Annotated in this window: 31 protein-coding genes; 9 read left to right on the top strand and 22 right to left on the bottom strand. The window is 60.8% G+C overall.

Translation table 11 applies throughout. The features are described from left to right. Positions 1 to 25 precede the first annotated feature (25 nt). From IB285_RS08490 to coxB, 16 genes are all read right to left on the bottom strand, one after another. Complete coding sequence (locus IB285_RS08490) at positions 26 to 466, bottom strand: hypothetical protein (RefSeq protein WP_190787765.1); 441 nt, start codon at positions 464 to 466, stop codon at positions 26 to 28. A gap of 76 nt (positions 467 to 542) precedes the next feature. Then, positions 543 to 1,007, bottom strand: coding sequence for a molybdenum cofactor biosynthesis protein MoaE (locus tag IB285_RS08495; RefSeq protein ID WP_328705874.1), 465 nt, complete (start codon positions 1,005 to 1,007; stop codon positions 543 to 545). A 12-nt stretch (positions 1,008 to 1,019) separates the two neighbouring features. After that, positions 1,020 to 1,262 carry a MoaD/ThiS family protein gene (locus IB285_RS08500; protein WP_190787766.1) on the bottom strand — a complete coding sequence of 81 codons (243 nt, stop codon included), beginning with the start codon at positions 1,260 to 1,262 and terminating at the stop codon, positions 1,020 to 1,022. Between the two features lie 2 nt (positions 1,263 to 1,264). Then, on the bottom strand, positions 1,265 to 2,335 hold the full coding sequence (gene moaA / locus IB285_RS08505; RefSeq protein WP_190787767.1) for a GTP 3',8-cyclase MoaA: 1,071 nt from the start codon (positions 2,333 to 2,335) through the stop codon (positions 1,265 to 1,267). After that, positions 2,328 to 2,642 carry a Rossmann fold domain-containing protein gene (locus tag IB285_RS08510; RefSeq protein WP_190787768.1) on the bottom strand — a complete coding sequence of 105 codons (315 nt, stop codon included), beginning with the start codon at positions 2,640 to 2,642 and terminating at the stop codon, positions 2,328 to 2,330. Before IB285_RS08510 ends, moaA begins: the two co-directional genes overlap by 8 nt. Then, positions 2,642 to 3,019, bottom strand: a complete 378-nt coding sequence (locus IB285_RS08515) for a dihydroneopterin aldolase (protein WP_190787769.1) — start codon at positions 3,017 to 3,019, stop codon at positions 2,642 to 2,644. Before IB285_RS08515 ends, IB285_RS08510 begins: the two co-directional genes overlap by 1 nt. 13 nt (positions 3,020 to 3,032) lie before the next feature. Further along, positions 3,033 to 3,935, bottom strand: a complete 903-nt coding sequence (locus IB285_RS08520) for a class I SAM-dependent methyltransferase (RefSeq protein ID WP_190787770.1) — start codon at positions 3,933 to 3,935, stop codon at positions 3,033 to 3,035. Next, positions 3,935 to 5,344, bottom strand: coding sequence for a threonine synthase (gene thrC, locus IB285_RS08525; RefSeq protein ID WP_190787771.1), 1,410 nt, complete (start codon positions 5,342 to 5,344; stop codon positions 3,935 to 3,937). Before thrC ends, IB285_RS08520 begins: the two co-directional genes overlap by 1 nt. A gap of 61 nt (positions 5,345 to 5,405) precedes the next feature. Beyond that, a complete protein-coding gene (locus IB285_RS08530; RefSeq protein ID WP_190787772.1) occupies positions 5,406 to 5,972 on the bottom strand; it encodes an SURF1 family cytochrome oxidase biogenesis protein in 567 nt (188 codons plus the stop codon). Then, entirely contained in the window at positions 5,969 to 6,361 is a 393-nt protein-coding gene (locus IB285_RS08535) for a DUF983 domain-containing protein (protein ID WP_190787773.1), read from the bottom strand. Before IB285_RS08535 ends, IB285_RS08530 begins: the two co-directional genes overlap by 4 nt. Beyond that, entirely contained in the window at positions 6,358 to 7,236 is an 879-nt protein-coding gene (locus tag IB285_RS08540) for a cytochrome c oxidase subunit 3 (RefSeq protein WP_190787774.1), read from the bottom strand. The genes IB285_RS08535 and IB285_RS08540 overlap by 4 nt, the downstream gene beginning before the upstream one ends. Positions 7,237 to 7,283: 47 nt before the next feature. Next, on the bottom strand, positions 7,284 to 7,862 hold the full coding sequence (locus IB285_RS08545; RefSeq protein WP_190787775.1) for a cytochrome c oxidase assembly protein: 579 nt from the start codon (positions 7,860 to 7,862) through the stop codon (positions 7,284 to 7,286). Beyond that, complete coding sequence (locus tag IB285_RS15090; RefSeq protein WP_268888700.1) at positions 7,859 to 7,987, bottom strand: hypothetical protein; 129 nt, start codon at positions 7,985 to 7,987, stop codon at positions 7,859 to 7,861. The genes IB285_RS08545 and IB285_RS15090 overlap by 4 nt, the downstream gene beginning before the upstream one ends. Beyond that, entirely contained in the window at positions 7,984 to 8,931 is a 948-nt protein-coding gene (locus IB285_RS08550; protein WP_190787776.1) for a heme o synthase, read from the bottom strand. Before IB285_RS08550 ends, IB285_RS15090 begins: the two co-directional genes overlap by 4 nt. Positions 8,932 to 9,038: 107 nt before the next feature. Next, positions 9,039 to 10,772 carry a cytochrome c oxidase subunit I gene (gene ctaD, locus IB285_RS08555; protein ID WP_190787777.1) on the bottom strand — a complete coding sequence of 578 codons (1,734 nt, stop codon included), beginning with the start codon at positions 10,770 to 10,772 and terminating at the stop codon, positions 9,039 to 9,041. A 52-nt stretch (positions 10,773 to 10,824) separates the two neighbouring features. Next, complete coding sequence (coxB, locus tag IB285_RS08560; RefSeq protein WP_190789047.1) at positions 10,825 to 11,877, bottom strand: cytochrome c oxidase subunit II; 1,053 nt, start codon at positions 11,875 to 11,877, stop codon at positions 10,825 to 10,827. 233 nt (positions 11,878 to 12,110) lie between these two features. Between coxB and pyrE the strand changes: the two genes are divergently transcribed. The 7 genes from pyrE to ruvX are packed head-to-tail and all read left to right on the top strand — an operon-like array spanning position 12,111 to position 16,770. Further along, positions 12,111 to 12,716 carry an orotate phosphoribosyltransferase gene (pyrE, locus tag IB285_RS08565; protein WP_190787778.1) on the top strand — a complete coding sequence of 202 codons (606 nt, stop codon included), beginning with the start codon at positions 12,111 to 12,113 and terminating at the stop codon, positions 12,714 to 12,716. A gap of 18 nt (positions 12,717 to 12,734) precedes the next feature. After that, positions 12,735 to 13,490, top strand: a complete 756-nt coding sequence (locus IB285_RS08570) for a pyridoxine 5'-phosphate synthase (RefSeq protein WP_190787779.1) — start codon at positions 12,735 to 12,737, stop codon at positions 13,488 to 13,490. 1 nt (position 13,491) lies between these two features. Next, entirely contained in the window at positions 13,492 to 13,776 is a 285-nt protein-coding gene (locus tag IB285_RS08575) for a pyridoxal phosphate biosynthetic protein (RefSeq protein WP_190787780.1), read from the top strand. Continuing rightward, entirely contained in the window at positions 13,773 to 14,174 is a 402-nt protein-coding gene (acpS, locus tag IB285_RS08580) for a holo-ACP synthase (protein ID WP_190787781.1), read from the top strand. Before IB285_RS08575 ends, acpS begins: the two co-directional genes overlap by 4 nt. Before the next feature lie 52 nt (positions 14,175 to 14,226). Further along, on the top strand, positions 14,227 to 15,102 hold the full coding sequence (gene lepB, locus IB285_RS08585) for a signal peptidase I (protein WP_190787782.1): 876 nt from the start codon (positions 14,227 to 14,229) through the stop codon (positions 15,100 to 15,102). Positions 15,103 to 15,124: 22 nt separating this feature from the next. Further along, the gene (locus IB285_RS08590) at positions 15,125 to 16,288 is read left to right on the top strand and encodes a DUF3089 domain-containing protein (protein WP_190789049.1); all 1,164 of its coding nucleotides are present in this window, start codon (positions 15,125 to 15,127) and stop codon (positions 16,286 to 16,288) included. Continuing rightward, positions 16,285 to 16,770, top strand: a complete 486-nt coding sequence (gene ruvX / locus IB285_RS08595; protein ID WP_190789048.1) for a Holliday junction resolvase RuvX — start codon at positions 16,285 to 16,287, stop codon at positions 16,768 to 16,770. The genes IB285_RS08590 and ruvX overlap by 4 nt, the downstream gene beginning before the upstream one ends. Here the strand turns inward: ruvX and IB285_RS08600 are convergent. The 3 genes from IB285_RS08600 to IB285_RS08610 are packed head-to-tail and all read right to left on the bottom strand — an operon-like array spanning position 16,767 to position 18,814. Next, complete coding sequence (locus tag IB285_RS08600; protein WP_234033098.1) at positions 16,767 to 17,621, bottom strand: transposase; 855 nt, start codon at positions 17,619 to 17,621, stop codon at positions 16,767 to 16,769. The genes ruvX and IB285_RS08600 overlap by 4 nt on opposite strands. A 29-nt stretch (positions 17,622 to 17,650) precedes the next feature. Next, positions 17,651 to 18,640, bottom strand: coding sequence for a HEAT repeat domain-containing protein (locus IB285_RS08605; RefSeq protein ID WP_190787783.1), 990 nt, complete (start codon positions 18,638 to 18,640; stop codon positions 17,651 to 17,653). 15 nt (positions 18,641 to 18,655) lie between these two features. Beyond that, a complete protein-coding gene (locus tag IB285_RS08610) occupies positions 18,656 to 18,814 on the bottom strand; it encodes a hypothetical protein (RefSeq protein ID WP_190787784.1) in 159 nt (52 codons plus the stop codon). 129 nt (positions 18,815 to 18,943) lie between these two features. Between IB285_RS08610 and IB285_RS08615 the strand changes: the two genes are divergently transcribed. Then, positions 18,944 to 19,444 carry a PaaI family thioesterase gene (locus IB285_RS08615; RefSeq protein WP_190787785.1) on the top strand — a complete coding sequence of 167 codons (501 nt, stop codon included), beginning with the start codon at positions 18,944 to 18,946 and terminating at the stop codon, positions 19,442 to 19,444. Next, on the top strand, positions 19,437 to 19,826 hold the full coding sequence (locus IB285_RS08620; RefSeq protein ID WP_190787786.1) for a PaaI family thioesterase: 390 nt from the start codon (positions 19,437 to 19,439) through the stop codon (positions 19,824 to 19,826). Before IB285_RS08615 ends, IB285_RS08620 begins: the two co-directional genes overlap by 8 nt. A gap of 3 nt (positions 19,827 to 19,829) precedes the next feature. Here the strand turns inward: IB285_RS08620 and IB285_RS08625 are convergent, their stop codons facing one another. The 3 genes from IB285_RS08625 to IB285_RS08635 form a co-directional block, all read right to left on the bottom strand. Next, a complete protein-coding gene (locus IB285_RS08625) occupies positions 19,830 to 21,983 on the bottom strand; it encodes a transglycosylase domain-containing protein (protein WP_190787787.1) in 2,154 nt (717 codons plus the stop codon). A 47-nt stretch (positions 21,984 to 22,030) separates the two neighbouring features. Beyond that, positions 22,031 to 23,020 (bottom strand): cobaltochelatase subunit CobS, encoded by a 990-nt coding sequence (gene cobS / locus IB285_RS08630; protein ID WP_190787788.1) that lies wholly within the window; start codon positions 23,018 to 23,020, stop codon positions 22,031 to 22,033. Positions 23,021 to 23,104: 84 nt separating this feature from the next. Further along, positions 23,105 to 23,782, bottom strand: coding sequence for a cupin domain-containing protein (locus tag IB285_RS08635; protein WP_190787789.1), 678 nt, complete (start codon positions 23,780 to 23,782; stop codon positions 23,105 to 23,107). Between the last annotated feature and the right edge of the window lie 24 nt (positions 23,783 to 23,806).

The raw sequence follows: 23,806 nt of genomic DNA on the forward strand, positions 1-23,806 counted from the left end.
CGTCTGGGCAATCAAGCCCCTTCGATCACACCAGAGCGGCGATCGTGATTGCAGCGCAGGCCCAAAGCACAATGAGAACCGGCAGGATCAGAACCTGGATTGTGGCATCGCGCGGTGCCAGCCGTCCGGTATGGGTCATGATGCCGACCTGATCGAATTTCCCCTTCGTCATCGGACGGGTTTGATTGCCCCTAAGCCGGGTCCAGATCGCCGGAACGCCGAACCCTGCAACGATGAACACCGCAAAGATCGCCATCGGGATGACGAGGCCGGGAGTGTTAAAGGCCGCGAACATGAGGCCGATAAAGGCAAGGTAACAACCGACAGTCGCTGCATAAAGCGCAGTCGGCAGTTCAAAGTTGCGGTCGAGCTCGACCTGGTGACGCGGTCCGTTCGGCAGATGAACCGGCGCTTCCACGATCCGCGCTTCGCCGCGAGCGATGAGGTCTTGAACTTGCTTACTCATGGGGCTTCTCCTTCGTTGGAAGGAGAATTATGCGGCGTGGCCAACGCTCACCTTGATCCAGATCAAATCACCGAAATTATTCCGGATTCCAGCGTGCAAGATCCTCGTGATCGGCCTGCCGCGGCTCGATCCAGTGCCATTCGCCGTGCTTGAGCTCGCGCTTCCAGAACCACGCCGCGCTTTTCAGATGGTCCATGCAGAAATCGACCGCGTTTATCGCATCACGGCGATGGCGAGAGGCGGCCGCGACGCAGACGATAGGATCGCCGGGTGTCATGCGTCCGACGCGGTGCACGATGGTGATTGCCTTGAGATCGAAACGCTCCCGGGCAGCGATCGCGAGCTTCTTCATCCCGGTTAACGTGAGCGGTTCGTAATGTGACAGCTCAAGCGCTTCTACACCGTCATTAGAGCTCACATATCCAGTAAAGCTAGCCGCGCCGCCCTTCGTCATGGTTCGGTCCGCCGTCGCGCGAATGATCTCTTGCGGATCGAATAGGTCCGTCAGCAGCCTGATATCTTCGAATACGGCTTCTGCCACCTGTCCCTCGGATCAACCGCCGCTGACGGGCGGAAGCAGCGCGACTTCATCGCCATCCAGCGCATTGAGAGTGGTTTTGTCGGAAAGCACCTTTCCACCGCACGCAATGTTGACGCGGTCGTCGGCAAGCTCTCGAGCAATTTCGGATCCCACTGCCTCGATCAGGCCAGTCCAGTCGAGCGGTGCGGCCACGGCACGGCTATCTTCGCCCGCTTTGTCGCGCAGCGGCCCGAGAAACAGGATCGTCACCGCCATCCCTAGCCCCCAGTCATCGACATGTGCCGCGGTTGCGCAGGCTCGGCTCCGCGCTCATCCATGCGGAAATGATGCTTCTCCGGCTTGATCATCATCGCCTGGGCCAGCGCTTCGGCAAGCTTTCGCTCCGGCTCATCGGAACGCAGAGCCGCACGCAGGTCGACCCGCTCCGAACCGCCCAGGCAGGGGTAGAGTTGACCCGTCGCCGTGACCCGTAGGCGATTGCAGCCTGCGCAGAAATTCCCGGTCAGCGGCGTGATCAGCCCGAGCCGCCCGCCGGTCTCCGCGATTCGGACATACCGCGCCGGGCCACCGGTCGAATACTCGATATCCTCCAGCGTCCAGCGCTGTTCCAGCCGCGCACGCACATCGCCCAGGGACAGGAACTGATCGAGGCGCTCCTCCTCTATATCGCCGAGCGGCATGACCTCGATGAGCGTGACATCGTGCCCTTCCGAGTGCCCCCAGCCAATCAGATCTGGCAACTCGTCTTCGTTGACACCCTTGAGCGCGACGGCATTCAATTTGACGCTAAGACCCGCCCCTTTCGCTGCGGCGATACCTTCGAGAACCTGCGGGAGAGCGTCGCGGCGTGTCAGCGCAGCGAATCGATCGCGGTCGAGCGTATCGAGCGATACGTTGACGCGGCGCACGCCTGCTTTTGCGAGCGCGTCGGCATGCTGTGCCAATTGCGTGGCGTTGGTTGTAAGCGTCAGCTCTTCGAGGCCATGCCCGATCCTTCGCCCGAGCGCCGTGAAAAGATCGACAATGTCGCGGCGAACAAGCGGCTCACCGCCGGTGATCCGGATCTTTGTGACACCGCGCGCAATGAAGCCGGTGGCAAGCTCGTACAGCTCCTCCAGGGTCAGCACTTCGCGGCGCGGGAGAAACTTCATTTTCTCCGGCATGCAATACGAGCAGCGCAGGTCGCAGCGGTCGGTCACCGACAGGCGGAGGTAGGAAATGGGTCGCTTGAATTGATCGACCAGCGGCGCTGCACCGCCGCCCACGGATATGAGGTCGGGCTTGCGGACCGCTCTTGCGGTCGTTCCGGTGTTCAGCGGACTACTCATGGAGGGCAATATACTGACCGGTCACGCCCGGCGCATTCCCCAAATATGCGAGCGTGGGCTCGATATGATCCCCTGCACCGCCAACGATATTAACCCGCTGCGGGGCGTGATCGCGTGCAAGATCGCGAGCGAGCGACCGGCGCCAGTCGTCGTGATCGCTTCCCGCAGGCGGCATCACGATGACGAGCGAGGTTACGCCTGCGCCGGTCAACCGCGCGCGAGCGGTATCAAAGTACTTTGCGAAGAAAACGGCGTTCGCTTCGATCCCGCTTTTTGGAAGCGCCACGATCGTCAGCACTTGCTGCATCAGTCGGCCGGCCGCTCGCGGTGCAGCGTGATGCCGATCTTCTCATTCGCCTCGGCAATCGCAAGCTTCACGATCTTGACCGTCACCGCCTGCACGCGCCTGTCTTGCACGAAAAGGCTTTCGCAAATGTGATCCGCAACTGCCTCGATAAGCTTGAAATGCACCCCTTTCGGCAAACCTTCCGAAGCGGCGAATTTCAGGTCCATATAATTCTTGCTCGCATCGAGCGGCGTGTCGGCGTCGTAATGATCGGCGACATCGTAACGCGCCTGCACCGTAATGCGCAGCGGTTGCGGTTTACCGGTCTCCTCCGAATAGATGCCGGTGAGGACATCGACTTCGAGATCGGCGACTTCGAGAATAAGCGAATCGTTCATACCGCAGATGCCCTTAGCCGGGATTTGCCCAGCGCGCGAAGATAGCTGTGGGCATCAGGCGCTGTGGAGCGCCCTCCCCCGCCGGCTCCTCTCGCACGGCGAGGTCGCCATGTTCAATCACCCCGGGCAGATGGCGCAGTTTTTCTTCGAGCAATCCGGCAAGCGCGACCGAGCTCATGCGCACCGCGTAGACGGTCAAGAACAGAAACGCGCTCTTCTCATCGAGCAGGCGCGCGCAATCGCCGATGAGACCGGGCAGTCCCTCTTCGATCCGCCAAGTCTCGTTCTTGGGTCCGCGCCCGAATTTGGGAGGGTCGAGGATGATCCCGTCATAGCGCCGATCGCGCCGGACCTCGCGCGCAGCGAACTTCGCCGCATCATCGACAAGCCAGCGGATTGGCCGTTCATCCATGCCGGACAAAACAGCGTTTTCGCGCGCTTGTGCGACCGATTTCTTCGACGCATCGACATGGGTAACCCGGCCATGACGGCTCAACGCCAACGTCCCCAGCCCTGTATAGCCGAACATGTTCATTGCTTCGGCGTCGTCTCTCCCGCTCAGCTGTTCGCGCATCCAGTCCCATACCGGGGCCATGTCGGGAAAAAACTGCAGGTGCCGAAAGGGTGTCGGCTGAGCAGTGAAGCGAACATCGTCCCATGCAAGCTCCCAGCCCTGCTCGGGAAGCTCTTGGTCGAGATGCCAGCGTCCGCCGCCATCCTCGTCAGACCCGGGAATGAACTCGCCCGCCGCAGGCCAGTCGGGTAGCCGCGGCTGCCACAGCGCCTGTGGTTCGGGACGGACAAAAGCGTAGGGGCCGAATGCCTCGTATTTACGGCCCGCGCCGCTATCGAGCAGCCGATACGCGTCCCAACCCGCGCATTCCATTACCACAGGCTGCGAAGCGATTTCAGCCATCAGGCGTCGGCAGCGTTCTGCAGAACGAAATTGCGGGCGGCCTCATAGTCGCCGGAGATTTCGGTGAAGTGTTCTTCGCGGCCGAACAGGTCACCCACGCGCTGCGGCAATGCCGGACGCACGCCCACGGCCCGCTCGACAGCATCGGGGAATTTCGCAGGGTGCGCGGTGGCCAGCGTGATGATCGGCACGTCCTTTGCGATCAATCCGGTGTCGCCCGCCACGATGCTCGCGTGGAGGCCCACGCCGGTATGGGGATCGATGATCTGCGACGTCTCGCGGTAAGCCCATGCAAGCGCCTGCGCCGTCTCGTCCTGATCGGCACGGATACTGGTGAAGAGCGCGGATGCGCCCTGGGCCTGAGCGTTGGTCAGCCGCATCGCCTTCGATGCCTCGAAAGCGCCCATCTGCTCGGCGAGCGCCGCTCCGTCGCGCCCGCCGCAATCGAATAGCAGACGCTCGAAATTGGAGCTGACCTGAATATCCATCGACGGAGTGATGGTCGGCGTGACTCCCCCCGCCGAATAATCGCCATCGGACAGGGCGCGGTACAGAATGTCGTTGACGTTCGTCGCAACGATCAGCCGCTCGATCGGCAGACCCATCCGGGCCGCGACATAGCCTGCAAACACGTCCCCGAAATTGCCGGTCGGTACGCTGTAGGCGACTTTCCGCTCGGGCGCGCCGAGCTGCAGCGCCGAATAAAAGTAATAGACCACCTGCGCCATCAGCCGCGCCCAGTTGATCGAGTTCACCGCGCCAAGTTTCAGTGCGCCGGTGACGTTCGGATCGCGAAACATGCATTTCACATGAGCCTGCGCATCGTCGAAGCTGCCATCGATCGCGAGATTGTAGACATTCGCCGCTCGCACCGTCGTCATCTGGCGGCGCTGCACATCGCTGACGCGGCCTTTCGGGTGGAGCATCACGATTTCGACATTGTCGCGGTTCGCCACCGCATTGATTGCCGCGGAGCCCGTGTCGCCGCTGGTGGCGCCGACGATCATCATCCTTTGCTCACGCCGCGCAAGGAACGTTTCGAACAAATGCCCGAGCATTTGCAGCGCGACATCCTTGAAGGCAAGGGTCGGCCCGTGGAACAGTTCGAGCAGCCAGTGTTGTTCGTTTAGCTGAACGAGCGGCGTCACGGCGGCATGCCCGAAATCCCCATATACCGCCGCACACATCGCATCGAGCTCGTCATCGGTCAGGCTGCCCTTCACGAAAGGGCGCATCACTGTGGCGGCGAGTTCGTGGTACGGCTTGCCCCGCAAGTCGCGGATTTCCGCTTCGCTGAAGCGCGGCCACTCGCTGGGAAGATACAGGCCGCCATCGGTGGCGAGACCGGCCAGGGTGACGCCTTCGAAATCAAGCGTCGGAGCGCTTCCTCTGGTGGAGATGTATTCCATGGGTTCGCTGCGGTTAGCGGGGCGGGCTGGCAAGGGCAAGCAAGCTCGGCTCGCCCGCCCGTTAGTCCTTCTTTCGCAGCCGCGACCGCAAAGCGAACCCGTAAATAAGCAGAGCCGTCAACGCGAACAGGAACCACTGCCCGGCATAGGCCATGTGGTTATTGGGCAAGTCGCTCGGATCGGGACGCGTGAGCGGGCGCAAACCGGCCTGCGGTGGGTCGGCGACCAATCGCGGTCCTGGAGCGATCACGCCGCTGACCTGGCCTCCGTTCCAGGAAGGCGGCTCGATGGCGCGCGAAAAGCCGAGATCGACGAGGGCCGTCCCGCCATCCACAGCGCAGGTGAAGCGCTGCGCCCAGCCTTTTTGTCCATTTAAAGCGGTCCCGGCGACAGTTTCGATCGCGAGCACTTCGTCGCAATCGATCGTAGTGCGGCGAAACCATACGTCCTTGCCATCGCCCCATGTGGGAAAGCGCGCTTCGTCGCCCGCTGCGATCGCGGCATCGTAGCGGGCCAGCAGTTCCGCCTTCTCGTCGGCGCGACCCAGCTGCCAAATGCCGAGCCACACCATCGTAATCGCCGCTGCAGCAACGATAATTGTCGGGATCAGAGGGATGCGCGCAATCATTCGCCGAATGCGCTCTTGCCAGTCTGCGCCTCGTACTGGCGATACAAAAGCGCCGTCTTGTAGAAGCGCAGCACGCCAATGACCGCCGCGACGGTCGCAGGCGCCCAGAACATAACTTGAAGCCAGAATGGCGGCGAAATCGCAACGTCAATAGCGGTTGCAAGGCCGATCAGGATTGCCGCGATCAAGACCGTTACCAGACCCGCGAGACGCCCTCCGCGCTCAAGGCCGGTGAAATCCAACTGGCAGTTCTCGCATTTGAGCGCGACGCGCGCGGGCGCCTCAAACAGCGTTGGTTGTGCACAGCGCGGGCACAAACAAGAAAGGGCAGCCTGGAATAATCCCGACTGCCCTTTCTCGTGCGTCGGACTGTCGCCCGGCTTGATCAATGGACCGGTGCGCCCCAACCGCCCCAGATATAGACGGCGATGAAGAGGAACAGCCACACAACATCGACGAAGTGCCAGTACCAAGCCGCCGCTTCGAAACCGAAATGCTGGCGCGGCGTGAAGTGGCCCTTGTATGCGCGGAACAGACATACCGCGAGGAAGATGGTGCCGATGATGACATGGAAGCCGTGGAATCCGGTCGCCATGTAGAATGCCGAGCTGTAGGTGTTCTGGCCGAAGTTGAACGGCGCAACAGCATATTCGTAGGCCTGGATCGCGGAGAAGAGCACGCCAAGCGCGATGGTCGCCCACAGACCCTGCTTCAGCCCTTCGCGGTCACCGTGGATCAGCGAATGGTGCGCCCAAGTGACAGTCGTGCCCGAGCACAGCAGGATCAGCGTGTTCAGCAGCGGAAGGCTGAACGGGTCGAGCACTTCCATGCCTTCCGGCACCAGGCTCGCCTGCGCGCCCGCGACGCCGAAATTGTTGATCGTTTCCTGCTCGGCAGTGCCGGCCCCGATCACTTCGAGCGGCGTGGGGAAAAGAGCGAAGTCGAAGAAGCTCCAGAACCAACCGACGAAGAACATAACCTCCGAGGCAATGAACAGGATCATGCCATAGCGCATGTGAAGCTGAACCACCGGCGTGTGATCGCCCTGCTGCGCCTCAACCACGATGTTTTTGAACCACATGAAGAACGTTGCGATCAGCCCGGCGAGCCCGGCCCACATCACGATGCTACTCGCCGTACCGAACAGGTCCGGGTAGAAGCTGAGGACCATCCCGCTGGTAAAGGTCAGCGCCGAGATCGAGCCGACGAGCGGCCAGATGTCCGGTTCGAGAATATGATAATCGTGGTTTACGTTGCCAGCCATTGTTTGCGTTCCATCCCTAGAGGATACGTGGTCAATCGGTTTGCGCGTCAGGAGCCCGTGCTTACGGCCTCTTTCGCGCGGTGGAAAGTGTAACTCAGCGTAATCTGTTCGACATCGGCCATGAACTCGTCTTCGAGGATGGCCGGATCGACGTAATACAGCACGGGCATATTGACTTCCTGCCCGGGCTGCAGCGTTTGCTCGGTGAAGCAGAAACACTGGATCTTGTGGAAATACTTGCCTGCTTGCGCGGGTTCGACATTGAAGGTCGCGGTGCCGGTGATCGCTACGCTGTCATCATTGCGGGCGATGTAGCTGGCAATATCGCGTCGGCCGATGCGGACCGTGTCGGTCGCCTGAGCGGGGCGGAAACTCCACGGCACATCGCGGGCAGTCGAAGCATCGAAGCGGATCGAGATCTCGCGATCGATCCCTGCCTGCGCCGCGCGGCTTGCGTCGGCTTCGCTCGCGACCTGCGTCGTTCCGCCAAATCCGGTGACCCGGCAGAAAAGGTCGTAAAGCGGAACCGCGGCGTATCCCAGACCGAGCATGGCAAGCGCGCCGAGGAGCGCCAGGCCGCCCGTGCGAAGGTTCTTGTCATCGATCGAAGGATTGACCGAGCTCATTGGCTGCCCAGCCTCGCGATAGTTATCAGGTAAAACAGCACGACGAAGAAGATCAGCGTGCCGCCCACCACGTAATTCCGCGCCTTCTGGCGCCGTTTCGTTTCGGCTTCGTCCTCAGGCGTCATCCGAACGGCCCTGCGGAAATCAGCCCGCTGTTTTCGAGCAAACGATCAGCGACGAGCGCGCCAAAGAGAATGAAGAGATAGTAGATGCTGTATTTGAACAGCGTCTTTTCCTCACTCATCATGTCCTCATCGGCGCGCGTGCGCGTACCGACGGGCATGGCGAGTGCGAGGAACAGCAGCGACAGTACGACCGCGACCGACCCGTAGACCCAGCTGGTCGCGCCGATTGCCCACGGCGCGATGGCCACTGGTGCCAGAAACACAGTGTAAATGAGGATCTGCCGGCGCGTCGAACGCTCGCCTGCGACGACCGGCATCATCGGAATTCCGACCTTGGCGTAATCGGACTTCATAAAGAGCGCGAGCGCCCAGAAATGCGGCGGCGTCCACATGAAGATGATCGCGAACAGCAGCACCGGCATCAAAGTGATCTCGCCAGTTACCGCAACCCAGCCGATGAAGGGCGGGAATGCACCCGATCCGCCGCCGATCACGATGTTCTGCGGCGTGCGCGGTTTAAGCCACATCGTGTAAATCACGGCGTAATAGATGATCGCGACCGCGAGAGACGCAGCTGCCAGCCAGCCGATCGCGACGCCCATCAAACCGACCGACGTCACGGACAGGAAGATGCCGAAATCGCGGGCATCCTCGCGGCGCATCCGGCCGCTGGGCAGCGGACGATTGGCGGTGCGCTTCATACCTCTGTCGAGGTCGACTTCCCACCAGTGGTTGAGCGCGGCCGAACCGCCGGCACCCATGGCGATGGCGAGGATCGCAGTAAAGCCCAGCACCGGATGGATGCTTCCCGGAGCAGCCAGCAATCCGCAAATGCCGGTGAAGATCACCAGCGTCATCACGCGCGGTTTCGTCAGGGTGAAAAAATCACGCCAGTCGGTCGGCATTGCCTGCGGTTTGGCGGTCGGGGTTAAAAGCGTGTCCATCAAATCGTACTGTATCGGTCTCTGGTCAAAGGGAGAGCGCGCTTTCGCCAGCGCGCCCTCCCCCTAATTCTGTCGATGCGCGAGCCGGCTGTCACCGGCCTTTGCAATCAGGCCGTTGCCGGGCTTCCGTCGCGCGGCATGTGATCGTGATAATCGTGATGATCCTCGATCACCGGCAGGGTTTCGAACTGGTGGAACGGCGGCGGGCTCGACAGGGTCCATTCGAGAGTCGTTGCGCCTTCGCCCCATGGGTTGTTTCCTGCCTTGCGGCCAGCGGTGAACGCATAGGCAAGGTTTGCGAAGAAGATCAGCATCGATCCGGCCATTATGACATAGCCGTATGTGCTGATCTCATTCCAGAAGGCGAACGCTTCAGGATAATCGGGATAGCGCCGCGGCATGCCGTTCATGCCCAGGAAGTGCTGCGGGAAGAAGATCACGTTCACGCCGATGAAGAACAGCCAGAAGTGCAGGTGCGACAGCAATTCTGAATGCATCCGCCCGCTCATCTTCGGGAACCAGTAATAGAACCCGGCGAAGAGCGAGAACACAGCGCCCATGGACAGCACGTAATGGAAGTGCGCGACCACGTAGTATGTGTCGTGGAGGTTGTCGTCGATGCCGCCATTGGCAAGCACGACGCCGGTGACACCGCCGACAGTGAAGAGGAAGATGAAGCCCATCGCCCATACCATCGGCGATTTGAATTCGAGGCTTCCGCCCCACATCGTCGCAACCCAGCTAAAAATCTTCACGCCGGTTGGCACCGCGATAACCATGGTCGCCGCGGTGAAGTACATCTTCGTGTTCACGTCGAGGCCCACGGTATACATGTGGTGCGCCCACACGATGAAGCCGACGACGCCGATCGCGACCATGGCATAGGCCATGCCGAGATAGCCGAAGACAGGCTTGCGGCTGAAGGTTGCCACGATCTGCGAGATCATTCCGAAGCCCGGCAGGATCATGATGTAGACCTCCGGGTGGCCGAAGAACCAGAACAGGTGCTGGTAAAGGACAGGGTCACCGCCGCCCGCTGGATCGAAGAAGGTCGTGCCGAAGTTACGGTCGGTCAGCAGCATGGTGATCGCCGCGGCGAGCACTGGAAGCGCGAGCAGCAGCAGGAATGCCGTGACCAACACCGACCATACGAACAGCGGCATCTTGTGCAGGGTCATGCCCGGCGCACGCATGTTGAAGATGGTGGTGATGAAGTTCGTTGCACCCAAGATCGAGCCTGCGCCCGCAAGGTGGAGCGAGAAGATGGCAAAGTCGACCGCGGGACCGACCGAACCGGTCGTCGAAAGCGGCGCGTAGACCGTCCAGCCAACGCCTGCGCCCGGACCCGTACCGCCCGGTACGAACAGCGAGAACAGCAGGCTGAAGAAACCGGCAACAGTCAGCCAGAACGACACATTGTTCATCCGCGGGAACGCCATGTCAGGCGCGCCGATCATCAGCGGCACAAACCAGTTGCCGAAGCCACCGATCATGGCCGGCATGACCATGAAGAACACCATGATCAGACCATGCGCGGTGATGAAGACGTTCCACATATGCAGAGCGGTATTGATGTCGCTCGTACCGCCCATGAACTGAGCCCAGAACTGCAGGTACTGAATACCCGGCTCTGCCAGCTCCATGCGCATGATGCCGGAAATGGCACCGCCCACGATCCCCGCGATGATCGCAAAGATCAGATAGAGCGTGCCGATATCCTTGTGGTTCGTCGACATGAACCAGCGGGCGAAAAAGCCCGGTTTGTGGTCCGCGTGATCATGCGAGTGATCTCCGCCATGTCCGGCGGTCGGAGCGTCAAAACCTTCTGCGGTGGTTGCCATCGTTCAGTGTCTCTCGGTTCAGTCTTATTCGTCGTTCAAATTCGTATCACGCTCAAGGAGCGGGGATGTCGGCATCTGCGGCGTCGGAATCGGCGTCGACCTCGACCCCGGTTTCCTGACCCAACGGAAGAGCCTCATCCGTGGTTTCTTCGGCACCGGGCAGCGAGCCGCCCTGCTCCAGGATCCACGCCTCGAACTCAGCCATAGGCAGCGCTTCGACTGCAATCGGCATGTAAGCGTGGCGCGCGCCGCAAAGCTCGGAGCATTGGCCATAATAGAGGCCGGGCTCTTCGATCGTCAGCATCTTCTCGTTCAGACGGCCTGGTACGGCGTCCATCTTGAACCAGAGCGACGGGACGGCAAAAGCGTGGATCACGTCAGCCGCAGTGGTCTGAATCCGCAGCGGCACACCGGCGGGTACGACCATGCGGTTATCCACCGCCAGCTGGGCCGGTTCGCCATTGGCGATTGCGTCCGCATCGGAAAGCATATTCGAGATGATCTCGACCTCGCCGTGATCGGGATAGGTGTATCCCCAGTACCACTGATAACCGGTCGCCTTGATCGTGATTGCGTCTTCCGGCGGGGTTTCATACTGGCGTGCAAGCAAAGTGATCGAAGGCACTGCAATGATCACGAGGATGATGACCGGCACAATCGTCCACACAACTTCAATCAGCGTGTTGTGAGTAGTCTTCGACGGGACCGGGTTCGCCTTGCGATTGTAGCGCAGGATGACCCACAGCAGCAGGCCAAGCACGAACAGGCTGATCAGGGTAATAACCGGCAGCAGGATGTAATCGTGCATGCCCAGCGCATATGCGCCGTCGGCGGTGTACTGATCCTGAAAAGTCATGCTGGCCCAGATGTCATCTTCGGCGCTGGTCGGCATGCCCTTACCCTCAACCGGGTCCATTGGCACGTAGCCACTGGAAGCATCAGCCGCTTCGGTTTCTCCTGCAGGAACTTCCTGAGGTTCGGCGCTAGCCGGAACGTCCGCCCCAACGACTTCCTGCGCAATTGCTGCCTGCGGAGCCATCATTGCCGTTGCGGCAGCCAGGAGCGCAATAAGCCCCAATTTCAAACGGGTGTGGATATGACCCATCATAAAGGTGTCCAGATCGCTTTCGATTTTAATCCCATGCCATCCTAACGAAATCGCCTCGGGTACGAGTGATCGCGGACAGCGCCATTGCTGACACTTCTGTCAGCTTTGCGTGCCTATTAGCGGCGCTTGCTCACTGCCTCAAGCGCTTCTAGGGAGAAAATTATGCAATGCGCCATGACACATGCGCAAGATTGCCTGTTTCTAGCCCGGAAAATTGGTCTTTCGAACTTATGAACATGACTGCCAGCCTGCCGCATACCGAAGAAGAAGTGCTCGCCGAATTCCGCGCATCCGGCGCTCTGCTGGAGGGGCATTTCAAACTGTCGTCCGGCAAGCACAGTGGCCATTACCTGCAGTGTGCGCGGGTGCTGATGAACCCGGCCCGCGCCGCGCGACTCGCCGAAGCTATCGTCGCCGGAATTCCTGCCGACATCATCGACCAGGTCGACGTGGTCGTATCGCCTGCGATGGGCGGCATCATTGTTGGCCATGAGGTGGCTCGCGCACTTGGAAAAGATGCTCTTTTCCTTGAACGACCGGAAGGCGCATTTCATCTGCGCCGTGGCTTCGCGATCAATCCGGGTGCTAAGGTGCTGATGGTAGAAGATGTCGTCACGACAGGGCTTTCGAGCCGCGAAGCGATCGCAGCGGTCGCTCGCGAGGGCGGTGAAGTGATCGCAGAATGCGCGCTGATCGATCGATCGGTCGGCGCAGTCGATCTGGGCGTACCCTTCTACCCTCTCGCCGCCTTCGATTTTCCCACATATGCGGCGGGCAGCATCCCCGAGGAGCTTGCCCGCGTACCTATTACAAAGCCGGGAAGCCGCAAGGATTAGGCCGCGAGGTAATTGCCAATGAACGCATCGCTCCATCCCAATCCGCTAAGGCTCGGCGTGAACATCGACCACGTTGCGACCATCCGTAATGCGCGCGGCGGCGATCATCCCGATCCGGTCCGCGCGGCCGAGATCGTCGCGAGTGTCGGCGGCGACGGTATCACCGCTCACCTGCGTGAAGACCGCCGTCACATTCGCGACGAAGACCTGGCGCGGATACAGGATGCGACGGACTTGCCGCTGAACCTCGAAATGGCGGCAACGCGCGAAATGCTCGACATCGCGCTGCGGCACAAACCGCATGCAGCCTGCATCGTGCCGGAGAAGCGCGAAGAACGCACCACCGAAGGCGGTCTGGATGCAGCAGGCCTGCACAACACTCTTGTCCCTATCGTCGATGAATTGCGCAGCGCAGACATCCGCGTCTCGCTTTTCATCGAAGCCGATGAACGCCAGCTGGAAACCGCTCTGCGCCTCGGCGCACCTGTCGTGGAGTTTCATACCGGCGAATACGCGCACGCAATTCTCGATGGAGACCGCGATCGCACGGCGCGTGAATTGAAGCGCATTACCGATATGGCCGCGCTCGCGGCGAAAAACGGGATCGAGCCACATGCAGGCCACGGCCTTACATTCGACAATGTGCAACCGATCGCCGCCATCCCGCAGCTCGCCGAGCTGAATATCGGCCACTATCTCGTCGGCGAAGCCGTGTTCGTTGGACTTGAAAGTGCAATTCGCCGCATGCGCGATTTGATGGACGACGCGCGTTAGGATGGACACCAGCGAGGCCCCTGATCTCACGTCGGAGCAGAAGCGCTGGGCGTTCTTTGGTTCGACACTCTTCCTGACAGCGGTCGGGTTTCTGGGCTATGCGCTGGGTGAAAGTGCGATGATCCCGTTCGCTGCCGGCTGGGTTGTTCTCCAAGTCTTTGGCTTTGTCGGCTCGCTGCGTCTGGCAAAGGGCGATTTTGCGCACCCGCTCTTCAAATCGCAGGTGTTCCTGCATCTTATCGTGCTCATGCTGCTGGTGGCGCTTTTCCTCAGGAGCGGTGCATGATCATCGGCTTGGGCTCCGACCTTTGCAACATCGAGCGCATCCAGAACTCGCTGGACCGCTTTGGAGAGCGCTTCGAGAACCGCGTTTTCACCGATATCGAGCGCGCGAAGGCGCGACGCCGCCCGTTCACCATCGCGGGTACATACGCGAAACGCTTTGCGGCGAAAGAAGCGTTCAGCAAGGCCGTCGGCACAGGTTTCAAGCGCGGCGTATTCATGAAGGATATCGGCGTGGTGAACGCCCGGTCGGGCGCCCCAACGCTTGCATTGACCGGCGGAGCTGCAAAGCGGCTTGAAGAAATGGTCCCGGCAGGCCATGAGGTTCACATCCACCTTACCCTAACCGACGATCATCCATGGGCGCAGGCTTTCGTTATCATCGAAGCCACGCCCAAGTGAGCGCGATCATAAAGCTAAGCCTGTGAACACGAGCAATTCGAAACCTTTCAAGATGACCACCAACCCCGCTGCGAGCGAAAATTCAGGCGACGAAAAGATCAACTGGTTCGCCGAACTGCGCGGGCTGGGTATCATGCTGATTGCCGTGCTTGCGTTTCACAGCCTCGTGGCGAAACCGTTTTACATTCCCTCTACGTCGATGATGCCCAGCCTGTGGGTCGGCGATCGACTGGTGGTCAGCAAGTACCCCTATGGCTGGTCGTGGGCTTCGGCCAGTTTTCACCTGCTGCCGCGCGGCGAATGGCGAGTTTTCCCCGACACCCCGGAATATGGAGACATTGTCATCCCGGTGCACCCGACGCGCGACGAAGACTATATCAAGCGCGTCGTCGCCCTTCCCGGCGATACGATCGAGGTTCGCGAAGGCCGCATCATCCTGAACGGCACGCCTGTGAGGCGCGAGCAGATCCCGGACGTGCGGATCCCGTTCGAACCGAACCTGCTGTGCGACGGCAGGCCTTGCTTGACGAACTTCGAGCCGTACCAGAAAACCGGCCCGGACGGACAGGATTATTTCGAGGTCGAAGCCTACCGCGAGACGCTGCCCAATGGCGCGACCTACCTCATCATCGACCACAGGCAGCAATTGCTCGACAATTTCGGTCCTTACACCGTTCCGGAGGGCCGTGTGTTCGTGATGGGCGACAACCGTGACGAAAGCGCCGACAGCCGCGCACCCGCCGAAGCGCGCGGGCTCGGCGGGGGCATTCCGCTTGAAAATATCGGCGGCCGCGCGGAGTTCATAACGTTCTCGCTCGACGGATCGACGACGTGGAATCCTGGCACCTGGTTCGGCAGTTTCCGCCCTGATCGAGCGTGGACGACGCTTCGCCCTCCGCTCGCCGAAGGATATGAAACCGAAGAATAGCGGGCGCGTTTCAACGTACATCATGGCCAAGAAGTTTCTCTATTTCATCGCAATATGCATCGTCCTCTTCCTCGTCGGCCGGATCGGTTACGAGATGTTCAAGGATGAGCTGGCAGCCTTCGCGCTGGTTCCTTCGAACGAATTCACACCGACAGAGCCGCTGGAAGCAAACGCCTATCAGGATCCTGCGCTGTGGTATTCGCGGCCCGGCATCGGCGTAAATGATCCGGCGCGCTGGCAGCCTGCTTATGCTGCCGATGTCAGTAGCGGCGGTGAGAATCCAGTCGATCGCGCCCGCGACGCAGCGCTTCCGAATTTCGCCGTCTTCTTCATCCACCCGACCAGCTACCTCAGCCGGAACAACTGGAACGCGCCAATCGGTGAGAACGCCGACGAAGAGGCCGAACGGATCGCCCGCATCTACATCCGCGGGATGGCGAGCCCGTTCAACGGGGCAAGCGAAATCTGGGCGCCGCGGTATCGACAGGCGACGATGGGGGCGTTCCTGACGGACGCTCCCGAAGGACAGCAGGCGATAGGCGCCGCCTACGCAGACGTGCTCGAAGCCTATCGCTATTTCCTCAGCTCGATCGACGACGATACGCCGATAGTTCTTGCCGGCCACAGCCAGGGTTCGCTTCATCTTTTGCGGTTGCTTCGCGAGGAAGTTGCAGGCTCAGCCGAAACGGATCGTCTCATCGCCGCCTATGCGATCGGGTGGCCGATTTCGGTCGATCACGATTTGCCAGCTGTTGGATTGCCAGCCTGCGCAACCGCTGCTCAGACCGGTTGCCTGCTTTCGTGGTCCAGCTTCGCCGAACCTGCCGATCCCTCCAGCGTGATGAAAGCCTATTCGAATTCGTTGGGTTTCGACGGCAAAATGCGCGGGGATAGCACGATCCTCTGCACGAACCCGCTGACAGGCAAGTTTGGAGGCTCTGCTCCAGAGAGCGCAAACCTCGGAACGTTGGTGCCGGACGACAGCATGTCGAGCGGAGAGCTAGTGCCAGGCGCTGTACCGGCGCGCTGCGATGAACGCGGCCTGCTGCTGATAGGCGATCCGCCGGAGCTTGGTTCCTATGTGCTGCCGGGCAACAATTATCACGTGTACGACATTCCGCTTTTCTGGGCGAACACACAGGCAGACGTCGCGCGCCGTGTGCGAGCGATGGAAGCGGCAAACTGAGCAGCGCCCATCTCATCACCGAAGCGGCACCCGATTTCGCTGAAGCGCTCCCCGATGGCGGGGTCCTACTCGGCCTCGACCTTGGCACCAAGACTATCGGCACGGCGACCTGCGATGCGGGCTGGCGTTTCGCAACCAACGGAAAGACGCTGGGCCGCGGGAAATGGACGCGCGACAAGGCGCTCCTTGGCGAACTGATCACATCGCGAGACGTCAAAGGCGTCGTGCTAGGACTACCGCGCAATATGGACGGCAGCGAAGGACCTCGCGTGCAGGCCAGCCGCGCTTTTGCCAGAAACCTGTCCGAAGCATTCGGGCTTCCAGTACTTCTCTGGGATGAACGCTGGTCCACGCAGAGCGCGGAGGCCGCGCTGATCGGTCAGGACATAAGCCGCGCCAAACGCGCCAAAGCGATCGACAGCCACGCTGCGGCCATCATCCTGCAAGGGGCGATCGACCGGCTGGCAGGCGGAGTGATCTAGTCGGCAGGCGCTGCCCGACGTGCCCGCGCGACTACTGCTACCATTCGGCTGCCCGATGCTTCACCCGACCGCCACAGTTCATCTCTCTCTTCTCCCGCCCCAAGGCGTGCGGCCCTGGCCTCGAAACTCGCCAGCCGCAGACGATCGCTGGGATGCGAACGTCCCGCCCAGTCGGCGAATTCGAGCGCTTCGTCGGTCCCGAAGGCGACGGCCACCCGCAGAAATGCTTCGGTCGCGTTGGGGCTGAGCACGCGTGACACCTCTCGCCTTTGCAGGTCGAACCCGTACTGGTCGTGCCAGCACTGCGCTGGATCGACATGCATTACGTTTAAGGAGACTGAGAGGCTTTCGGCAGGCAATTGCGAATGGACATCGCGGTGCGCGCGGTAGAGCAGCATCTTGCCTTCATGAAGCGCGCTGCGCTCAATGAACCGCAATGGAGCAGCCTCACCCGGATAGCCCACCACGGCCTCGTAATCATACTCGAAGTAGTCGCTGCGATAGCCCGGGCCGAAGTAGCCACTCGTCAGGAACGAGAAGTTATGGTCATGCGGCACTCCGTAAACAAAGGTTTCGGCTCCGCTGTTTCGGAAGCAGAGATCGTTTTCGGCAGGCCAGATATTCGCGCGCAGGAACATGTTCCTGCGCACCGGGCTGAGCACGATGGCTTGCGGCCCAAAACCGCTCGCAATCTCGCTTTCGGTTCGTCCGGCAAGCCGATCGATCAGCCGGTCGGCCAGGAAAGCGCGATTGTTCGTCAATCGCCCGAGCCACCGGGCGGCCTCGTGCGTACAATCGGTATCTCTCGGATCGAAACCCAGCTCTGCGAGCGCCTCGATACACTCAGGCAAGGAGCAAGGATCATCGCTCAGGTTTTCAATCAGTTGCGGCACGGAACTTCCCTCTCTTGTGAACATGAGAAGGTCGGGCTTCGCCGCAATAATCTGGCCTCCAGATCGCGCGCCGGACCGGACAGCGGATCGAGGGAGGAACCGCGAAGGCTGGCAAGCAGCGCGAGGCCGCGCGCGGTATCGAGGCCGAGCGTTTGTCTGACCGCCTCCCATCGCACGTCGAGGTCTTCATCCAGGTCGCGGGCTCGCTCCGCCATCAACGGCAAGGCTTGGCGATGATCCATCGCACCTATCACCGCCAAAGCCATCAGCCGTTCGCTCGCCGATTTGTCACCGCTGGTCGAACGCAGCAGCGCGCTGTCAACTAGCCGGAATTCCTGCGTGGGTTTCGGCTGTCGAGGAGTGCGCGAAAGTTGGAGCAGAACCATCGATCCGTCGACGTCCACCACTTGCCGCGCCTGATATGGCCCCGACACCGCGATTGTGTCACCTACATGCCAATCGCACTGGTCCGCCGTTATCGCACGGCAGGAACCCACACCTTCGTTCCTGCTGTAGTGGCGACCCCGGCCAGAACCTGACAAGACGATCTCCATGCTCTCGCGATCGCTGAAGAGTGCAGTTTGGGTTTGAACGGAATTCGGCCTCTCGCGCCGCTCATAAGCCACCAGGTTGAGCGTCGCTTCGCCGCTTTGCAGCAATTGTACGCTCGTAAGGCCGTCCGCGCATCGATATCGGTGCTGAACCTCTCCCAGCGGCTCGTCCCGCAGCGCGCAGAGCACGTGGCGTTGCCATTCGGCAGTAAAGCTGGCCGCTGCCTTCGGATCCGTGAAAAGACTTTGCAGCGAAGGGCACTCGGAAAGCTCGCTCCCACTGTCATATCGGGCGAGCTCCGATGCGACAGTCCGGACACCGAGGTCGGCAGACCATTCGCTCGCCACACGGCTCATCCGCGACTGAACGCGGCGCTGCAGGGCGGGATCGCTCCGCAGCGCCGCAATCTCAGAATGCATTTGCATCGTAAGGACTGCCCGTCAGGCCACGATGGCCTGAGCGCCGGTGTCGTAGACATAAACCATGATGGCGACGATGCCGTCCTCGTATGCCGCGCCGAACTGTGTGGCCGATCCATACAGGCCCTGAGCGGTTTCAAGGCCCGGAATGGTGGCGAGATCGATCTTGGGAAGGTTCATTCATGTGTCCTTTCTTGGATAGCGCAGCGGCGTGGTTGCCGATGGCGCATGCGCAATCTGGCGGGTGAAAGGGGCCCCGAGAAATTAAAGGATTGTAATGCGCTGGGATGCCTCGCAAGGATCGCCCGCATGACCAAACCACCAGCTATCTTCGATCCTGCCGAGGCGTCGAAGCTGTTCTTTCGCCACGGCCATACCGGCTGGCTGGGCATGAAATATTCGGCGCACGGCGATAATTGGGTCGAGCTCGAGCTGCCTTGGCGCGAAGACCTGCTCGGCGACCCGGAGCGAGGCGTTCTCGCATCAGGGCCGATCATCAGTCTGATGGATATGGCGAGTGGAATGTCGATCTGGCACGTTAAACAGCAGATGGCGCTGATTGCGACGCTCGATCTGAGGGTGGACTACCAGCGCCCTACGCGCGAGCGCAGCTCTGTCTGGGGACGTGTCGAGTGCTATAAGACAACCAAGTCCGCGTCATTCGTCAGAGGCATCGCTCATGACGGAGACGCAGACGATCCGGTTGCGCATGTCGCAGGCGTTTTCATGACGATCGGGCCGCACCGCAATCCGGCGGACGCGCCCGGCAATATCAAATCGGCAAGCGCAGCGGGGACTGGCGATGAGTGAGATCGAACTGCCTCCCTATGCCCGCGCTTTGGGAATAGAGGTCAGCGGCGACGAAGGCGGCGCGCCGATTTTGACCGTGCAATTCGGATCATCGGTCGAGGGACGCCCCAAGCATTACCATGGCGGCGCGATTGCAGGCCTGCTCGAAAACGCAGGTTACGGCGCGCTGCGGGCTCGGCTGAAGGAAGAGGGGCGTGAAGCCCAGTTGAAACCGGTGAATATCACCGTCCAATACCTGTCGGCGGGGAAATCGCAGCCAAGCTTCGCCATCGGCCAAATCACGCGGCTCGGCAGGCGCAACGCCAACATCTCGGTCGAAGCATGGCAGGACGACCGCGACAAACCAATTGCCACAGCGGTCATGAATATTCTGATGGCTTGATCGCTATCTTTCGGAATCGGCAGGTTCAACGGCGAGACCATTGTCATCGAGCCGGAAATCGAGCGGAATACCCTCGACCTCAGTACTGATCGTGATGCCGTCATCGTCGAAACTGATGCGCGAGCCGTTTTCATCAAGCGGGATGGTCGCGCCGTCTTCGATGTCGAAGGGCTGGATCGGACCTTCAGGATCTGGTGCCGCGCTCGGCTTCGGTAACGGCAGCGACAGCGCACCGCGCATGAAGTCTTTCCAGATGCGCGCGGGCAATCCGCCGCCGGTTACCCCGTCGAGCGGTGAATTGTCGTCATTTCCGACCCACACACCGACTACCAGATCACCGGCATAGCCAACGAAAAGCGCGTCGCGATTGTTTTGGGTGGTGCCGGTCTTCCCATAATTTGCGATCGGCAGTGTCGCCGCCCTGCCAGTGCCGCGATTGATGACGGCACGAAGCATTTGCTCCAGATCGTCATGTGCGCGGCTGGACACATTGTCCTCCGGCGTAAGAAGCCAGTCCCACCAGCTGTCTTCCGCTTTTGGGAAGGCGTGCGCGCGAACCGGAAAGGAATTCGCGGCGACGCCCGCATAAGCGGACGTCAGCTCAAGGAGTGTCATCGAAGATGTGCCCAGAGCAAGGCTCGGATCGCCTTCGGGCAGCGGGGATGTCACGCCGAGCGATCTCGCGGTACGGATGACGTTCTCGCTTCCGATCTCATTGAACAGACGAACGGCGGCGACATTGCTCGATGTGGCCAGCGCATCCTCCAGCGTTATCGTTGGCGAGTAATTGTCGCGCGAATTCTTGGGTCGGTAGCTGCCTTTGTCGATGGGTGTATTGGGGATCGTGTCGTCGGGCTCCCACCCTGCTTCCAGTGCGGCGAGATAGACGAATAGTTTGAATGTCGATCCCGGCTGTCGTCTGGCTTGGGTCGCCCGGTTGAAAGGCGAGGATGCGTAGTCCTTGCCCCCGACCATCGCCACGACCTCGCCCGTAGGCCGCATTGCTACGAGCGCGACCTGCGCGTTTCCAAGAGCAGCTTTGCTCGTAACCCGTCCAGCGAGTTCCTGAAGTCCGGAATCGAGCGTTGTCCGAAAGGTTTGCCTCGAATAGCTCGCCTCCACGCCCTCTCGCGCAATCGGCAGAGCCCAGTCAGCGAAGTAGGTGCCTGTGGGCAGGTCGTCGCGGGTGCGCACATCAAGCTTGGGCGCAGGCAACGCGGCCGCTTCTGCTTGCGTGAGATATCCCTCCGCGACCATCGCGCCGACAACCAGATCCATCCGGCGCTTCGCACGGTCATAATGCTTGGTCGGATCGTAGCGCGACGGCGCCTGCAGCAATCCGGCAAGCATCGCCGCTTGCTGCGGCAGCAGGTTCTCCGGCTTGCGATAGAAATAATGCATCGACGCGGCGCGAAGCCCGTATTGATTGTCTCCGAAATACGCATTGGACAGATAGCGTTCGAGTATCTCGTCCTTGGTCAGCCAGCTCTCCAGCCAGAAAGCGATCAGCGCTTCGCGCGCCTTGCGGGTCAAGGTCTGCTCAGGCGTCAGGAAGGTGAACTTGGCAAGTTGCTGCGTGATGGTGCTGCCCCCGCCTCGCCCGGTCCAGACAGCGCGGGCGATCCCGCGCGGATCGACGCCCCAATGCGAATAGAACCGCCGGTCTTCGATCGCGAGAAACGCTTTAATGACGTGCGGCGGCAATTGCGCCACTTCCACCGGCTCATCCACCATCGCTCCGCTCCGCGCGATCGGCGTGCCATCGCTCGCGAGCAGAGTTATCTGCGGTGCGGCGATCGGCTCGAGCGATTTCGATAGCGGCGCGGTGATCGCGAGCCACGCGATGAGCGCGACGAACAGGAGGACGGCCGCCGTGAAAATGCGGATCGCCCACCAACGCTTGCGCCGTCCGCGATATTTCGATGGCCGCCACCACGGCAGCCGCCTTCGCCGTTCACGCTCGACATCCGTGTCGAGGGAAGAAAGGCGCCTATCCCACCTATCATAGTCCGGCGAGAAACGCGGCGTGGGCGAAGTCTCGAACTCGTCATCACCGGCGTAGGCCCGCTGCGATTCGTACAGCGGAAAGTAACCCGCCTCGCCGCCGCGATCGTAATCTTGCCGGGAATTTCTTCGAAATCGCGAAAACAGGCCCATACGAAGTGTATTAGCAGTCTATTACACCTGCAAGCAAGTGGCTTTGCTCAGCTTCCCTGAGCTGCGCTTTCGGGCAGGTCCTCGTCGAACACCCGCTGGTAATACTCGCTCACCAGCGTGCGCTCGGCCTCGTCACATTTGTTGAGGAAGGAGAGACGGAACGCGAAACCGACCGAATTGAAGATCGCGGCATTCTGGGCCCATGTGATCACCGTGCGCGGGCTCATCACGGTCGAGATGTCGCCGCTCATAAAGCCCTGCCGGGTCAGCTCCGCCACTTTCACCATATCCGCGATCAGCGCGTCATCGCTCTCGGGAGTTTTCGATTTGACGATCTGCTGCTCGGTTTCAGCGGGCAGGTAGTTCAGCGCGACAACTATGTTCCACCGGTCCATCTGCGCCTGGTTGATTGCCTGCGTCCCGTGATAGAGCCCGCTGGTATCGCCAAGACCGACGGTGTTGGTCGTCGCGAACAGGCGGAAATACGGATTAGGGGTGATGACGCGGTTCTGATCGAGCAGTGTCAGGCGGCCATCGAATTCGAGGATACGCTGGATCACGAACATCACATCCGGACGTCCGGCATCGTATTCATCGAAAGTCAGCGCCACCGGATGCTGCAAGGCCCACGGCAGGATGCCTTCCTTGAACTCGGTCACCTGCAGCCCGTCTTTCAGCACGATCGCATCGCGCCCGACCAGATCGATCCGGCTGATATGCGCATCAAGGTTCACGCGGATACTGGGCCAGTTGAGCCGCGCCGCCACCTGCTCGATATGGGTCGATTTACCGGTGCCGTGATAGCCCTGAACCATCACCCGGCGATTGTGCGCAAAGCCTGCCAGAATGGCGAGCGTCGTGTCCGGATCGAAGACGTAGCTGTCATCGAATTCCGGTACGTGCTCATCATTTTCACTGAACGCGGGAACCTGCCAATCGATATCGATGCCGAACGTGTCGCGCACATCGACCGTCGTGTCCGGCTTCGAAGGAATGGCGCTGGCGCCGGCGAATTCTTCTGAGGAATGTGAGTTCATTGCGCGCCCCGGTTAAAGCGCATGAGCCTGCGCCGCAAGACGGCTCGGCCTGCTAAATTTACAAGTAAGGCTATTTTTCTTGGCCTATCTGCCAGGAACCCGGATCGACGCGAGGTGCCCGCGCTTGATCCATAAGCGAGCGTCTTCGCTGCCAGCTACCAAAACCGCCGATTGGCCGGGTGGCCAGCGAAGCCAGTCCTGCGCGGCATAGGTCTCGCTCGCATGATCGATCGATCCTGACAGCACCAGCAGCTCAAATCCGCCTTCGCTCTCGAGCCTGACCGCGGCGCCAGCGCTCCAATCCTCGACCGCGACTTCCTCATACGAGCGCTTGGCCACCACGGCAGTACGGACGCCGGGCCGCTGCGGATCGGGCGTAGTCGCCAATGCACCGAGATCGACCGCGATCTGGTCCTGATCGGCTTCGTCGAATTGCCAGAGCTTCACGAAGATCGTGCAGCCCGGATCGGAGCGCGGGATGTGGTGCGTGCCAATCGGATTGCGGACGTAGGTGCCTGCCGGATAGTCGCCGTGCTCGTCCTGGAAGACACCTTCAAGGACGATAAACTCCTCCCCGCCCGAATGGGTATGTTCGGAAAAGGCGCTACCAGCGGCGTAGCGGACGATCGACGTCGCGCGCGCGACCTCATCGCCCATGCGGTCGAGCATTCGCCGCTCTACTCCCGCCATCGGTGATGCCTGCCACTCAAGCTGGTCGGTGTGGATCGCCACAGCTTCATCGAAATCGGCATTAATCTGCATCTCTCGCAGATGGTCTCGCGGATC

Origin of the sequence: Erythrobacter rubeus (genome assembly GCF_014705715.1) — a bacterium.
Taxonomy (GTDB): domain Bacteria; phylum Pseudomonadota; class Alphaproteobacteria; order Sphingomonadales; family Sphingomonadaceae; genus Erythrobacter; species Erythrobacter rubeus.